The 3,953-nt window shown below is 75.1% G+C and carries 3 protein-coding genes and 1 pseudogene; all 4 read left to right on the top strand.

Annotation, left to right across the window (positions count from 1 at the left end; genetic code table 11):
- The coding region (locus B7767_RS35880; RefSeq protein ID WP_306298032.1) for a sensor histidine kinase at positions 1-1,869 on the top strand (1,869 nt) is incomplete at its 5' end.
- Positions 1,860-2,504: a response regulator transcription factor gene (locus B7767_RS35875; RefSeq protein ID WP_306298031.1), complete on the top strand. Its 645-nt coding sequence runs from the start codon at positions 1,860-1,862 to the stop codon at positions 2,502-2,504. The genes B7767_RS35880 and B7767_RS35875, both read left to right, overlap by 10 nt.
- Positions 2,505-2,645: 141 nt before the next feature.
- The gene (locus tag B7767_RS35870; protein WP_085575696.1) at positions 2,646-3,083 is read left to right on the top strand and encodes a hypothetical protein; all 438 of its coding nucleotides are present in this window, start codon (positions 2,646-2,648) and stop codon (positions 3,081-3,083) included.
- Between the two features lie 96 nt (positions 3,084-3,179).
- A pseudogene (locus tag B7767_RS35865) lies at positions 3,180-3,953 on the top strand (hypothetical protein); the annotation flags it as partial.

The raw sequence follows: 3,953 nt of genomic DNA, 5'->3' as shown, positions 1-3,953 counted from the left end.
GCCGGGCGGACGCGCCGACGCCTCGCCGTCGGCGCGGCGACGGCCCTGGCGGCGGGGTGCTGCGGCGCCTGGGCCTACGGCAGGACGGGGGCCGCCTGGAGTGACGTCCTGCGGGACCTGGCGGTGGGCTGGGCCTACGCGGGTGCCGGACTCCTCGCCTGGTGGCGCAGGCCGGCCAACCGCACGGGCCCGCTGATGCTCGCCGAAGGGCTCACCTGGTTCCTCGGCAACCTCCAGGGCACCACCGTGCCCGTCCTCTTCGCCCTGGGAGCCTGGACGGAAGCCCTCAACCTCGCCGTCCTCGCCCATCTCCTCCTGGCCTACCCCGAAGGGCGGACGACGACCTCGGCCGACCGGCGTGTCGTCCTGGCCGGCTACCTCCTCGTCGGTGTGGGCGGACTCCTCCGTGCCCTCGTCTACGACCCGGCGGTGTCCGGCACCGCCAGCTACCTCGACTGCCGCGGCTGCGGCCCGAACGCACTGCTGGTCCACTCCGACGCCGGCCTCTTCACCCTGGTCGACCTGGGCTACCGGTGGCTGGGGGCGGCACTCACCCTGGTCTGCGCGTACCGGCTGGTCCGCCGCTGGCGCGCCGGCGGGCCGGCCCGCCGGCGGGCGCTGATGCCCGCCTGGATCGCCGTCGTGGTGGCGGTCGCGTTCATCGGCTGGGAGATGCTCCACCTCGTCGCGCCCGACGCGCTCGCGCCCGCCGCCACCGTCCTGGCCCTGCCCTCCGACCTGAGCCAGATCGCCGTACCCTTCGCCTTCCTGGCCGGACTGCTGCGGTTGCGGCTGCGGCGCGCCGCCGTCGCCGATCTCGTCACCGAGGCCGCGGCCGACCCCGGTCTGCTGCGGCTGCAGGAGGCACTGGCCCGCACCCTCGGAGACCCCTCCGTACGACTCGGGGTACGGACCGCGGACACGAGCACCGTGAGCGCCGCCGGCCCCGCGGATCCCGCCCCGGCGGCGCCGCCCCGGGACCCCCGGACCCTCCTGGACGACTACACGGATCCGTACGGACGTCCGCTGCCACAGGCCGCCGGGCTGAGCGTCACCCCGCTCGGCGACGAGGGGCCGGACGGCTTCCCGGCGGTGCTGCTCCACGACCCCGCCCTCGACGACGAACCCGAGCTGCTGGCCGCGGCCGGGGCGGCCGTACGGCTGTGCCTGCGGGCGTCCCGGCTCCGGGCGGAGGTCCGGGTCCGCGAGCAGGGCACCGCCGAGGTCCGCGCCCGTCTGCTGCGGGCCGCCGACGATCAGCGCCGGCGACTGGAGCGGAACCTGCACGACGGGGCGCAGACCCGTCTCGTCCTGGCGCTCATGGCCCTGCGACGGGCCGGCGTGCGGACCGGAGCCGACGGAGCCGACGGGAAGGGCCGGGAGGACGGAAGGACGGCGGAGGAGGCCGCGCTGCGCCGGGCGGTCGCCGACGCCGAGGAGACCCTGCGTCAGGCCGTCGAGGACCTGCGGGACCTGGCCCAGGGCATCCATCCGGCCCTGCTGACCCGCGAGGGCGTCGGCCCCGCCGTGACCGCCCTCGCCGAACGGTCCGCCCTGCCGGTGCGGGTGACCGCCGACCCCGGCCGGTATCCGCCGTTCGTCGAGTCCGCCGCCTACTTCACGGTCTGCGAGGCGGTGTCGAACGCGGTCAAGCACGCCCGCGCGGAGCGGGTGGAGGTCTCCGTACGGAGGGAGGGCGCCCTCCTGGTCGTCGAGGTCACCGACGACGGCACCGGTGGCGCCGACCCCGCCAAGGGCACCGGGCTGAGCCTGCTCGCCGACCGGCTCGCCGCGGCGGGCGGTGTGCTGCGGATCTGCGGGGGTCCGCACGGCGGCACCCGCGTCAGGGCGGAGCTGCCGTGCGCGTGATCGTCGCGGAGGACTCCGTACTCCTCAGGGAGGGCCTGGTGCGGCTGCTCACCGAGGCCGGTGTCGAGGTGGTCGGCCAGGCGGGCGACTGCGAGGGCCTGCCGCACCTGGTCGCGGACCGCGCCCCCGACGTGGTCCTCCTGGACATCCGTATGCCCCCGACCCACACCGACGAGGGCATCAGGGCGGCGACCGCGCTCCGGGAGGGCTTCCCGCACGTCGGGGTGCTGCTGCTCTCGCAGTACGTGGAGACCGGCAGCGCGGTACGGGCGCTCGCGGCCTCCCCGCGCGGATTCGGTTACCTCATGAAGGACCGCCTCGCCGATGTCGCGGAACTGCGCGACGCGCTCGCGCGGGTGGCGGCGGGCGAGTCCGTCATCGACCCGCAGGTGGTCGCCCGGCTGCTCGGCCGGCGGCGGACGCACAGCCGCCTCGACAGCCTCACCCGCCGCGAGCGGGAGGTGCTCGCCGTCATGGCCGAGGGCCACTCCAACGAGGCCATCACGCGGTTCCTGGACATCAGCGGCAAGACGCTGGAGACGCACATCCGCAGCATCTTCACCAAGCTCGGCCTGGAACCCGACCTCGGGTACCACCGGCGGGTCCAGGCCGTCGTCACCTACCTCCGCGCCTGACCCGGGCGCCCCGCCGCCTCAGGGCCTGCCCCGATGTGCGCCCGTCCGGCCGCCCGTAGATTCGCGCTCGCCGAACGGAAACGGCACGCGCGCGGATCCACACACACGGGCGACCACGTCCCGGACCACAACGGAGGAAGCATGCGTACACGCACGAAACTGGCCGCCGTGAGCGGCATCGCCGCCATGGCCGCGTCGGCCGGACTGCTGCTGGGGGCGACCCCGGCGTCCGCGGGCCCCAACTGCTCGGCCGGCTACCACTGCGTCTACTACCTGGGCGTCAACGACTCGGCCCGGCAGTCCTACTACGACTCCGACACCGACTTCCGCAACAACACCTTCAACGAGCTCACCAGCCGTGCCGGCGGCAACCAGCCCGTGCACAACAACGTCGTCTCCGCCAGCAACTCCAGCACCGGCGGGTACGAGAGCCACTACTACACCGGGGTCGGCAGCGACTGGAGCGGCTTCATCTTCTGCGTGAACCCCGGGTCCTACGTCAACTACCTGCCGGCGGACCTGCAGAACCGGGCCAGCTCCCTGCGCCTGCGCGGCACCACCAGCGTCAACTGCTTCTGAGCGGCGTACGGGCCGGGGCCGGGAGCGACGCCACCGCGCCGCTCCCGGCCCCGGCCCACCCCGCCGCGGTCATGAGCCACGGAAGGAAGGGCCGCCATGCAACCGATCGGACCGAGCCGGAAAGCGGGCATCGTTCTCCTGGTGCTCATCCCGCTCGCACTCGCCACCACGACCGCCTGGGTACTGGGCGACCACGACCCGGCCCCGCCGAAGTCGTCCACCCGGCCGGAGCCGGATCCCGCCGCACTGCGCGCGCGGCTCCCGCTCCACGGCCTGCTCCACGCCACGACCGACGCCTCCCGCCGCGTCCATGAGGCGGAAGGGCGGCTGACGGCGTCCTGCATGGCCGCCCACGGCTTCCCCTACCACCCCGCCCCCATGGCTCCCGACGGCTCCGGCACGGGTCCCTCCCTGTTCGGCGTCGAGACCCTCGACGGGCCGGACGGGACCGGCGCGCCCGAGCCGCTGCCCTCGGAACGGCCCCGGGACGAGGAGTTCGACCGCGCGCTGTACGGCGACCCGGACCGGCGGATATCCGCCCGCAACAAGGTCCTCGAGGTGACCCGGCCCGCGACGGGCTGCCTCGCCGAGGCGCAGACCCGGCTGCTGGGCGAGGGCGGTCGGGTCCGGGACCTCAGGCTGCGGATGAGGCTGGACCAGGGGGAGCGGGACACCTTGCGGGACCTGGAGAAGGATCCGGCCTTCCGGGCCGCCGGGGCACGCTGGCGGGCCTGCGCGAAACGCGCCGGAGTCACCGCCGGCAACCCCCGGGAGCTGGCCGCCGGACTGCCCCTCGGCACGGACCCCGCCACGCACCCCTCGGTCCGCGCCGACGTGGGGTGCAAGGAGCGCACGGGCTATCTGGAGCGC

The sequence above is a fragment of the Streptomyces sp. 13-12-16 genome (genome assembly GCF_002114215.1).
In the GTDB taxonomy this organism is placed as follows: Bacteria; Actinomycetota; Actinomycetes; order Streptomycetales; family Streptomycetaceae; genus Streptomyces.
This window is presented reverse-complemented; position numbering and strand designations above follow the sequence as displayed.

What these genes read in the sequence shown, in the direction of transcription:
- B7767_RS35870 (WP_085575696.1), top strand. Translation starts at nt 2,646, where the DNA reads ATGCGTACACGCACGAAACTGGCCGCCGTGAGCGGCATCGCCGCCATG.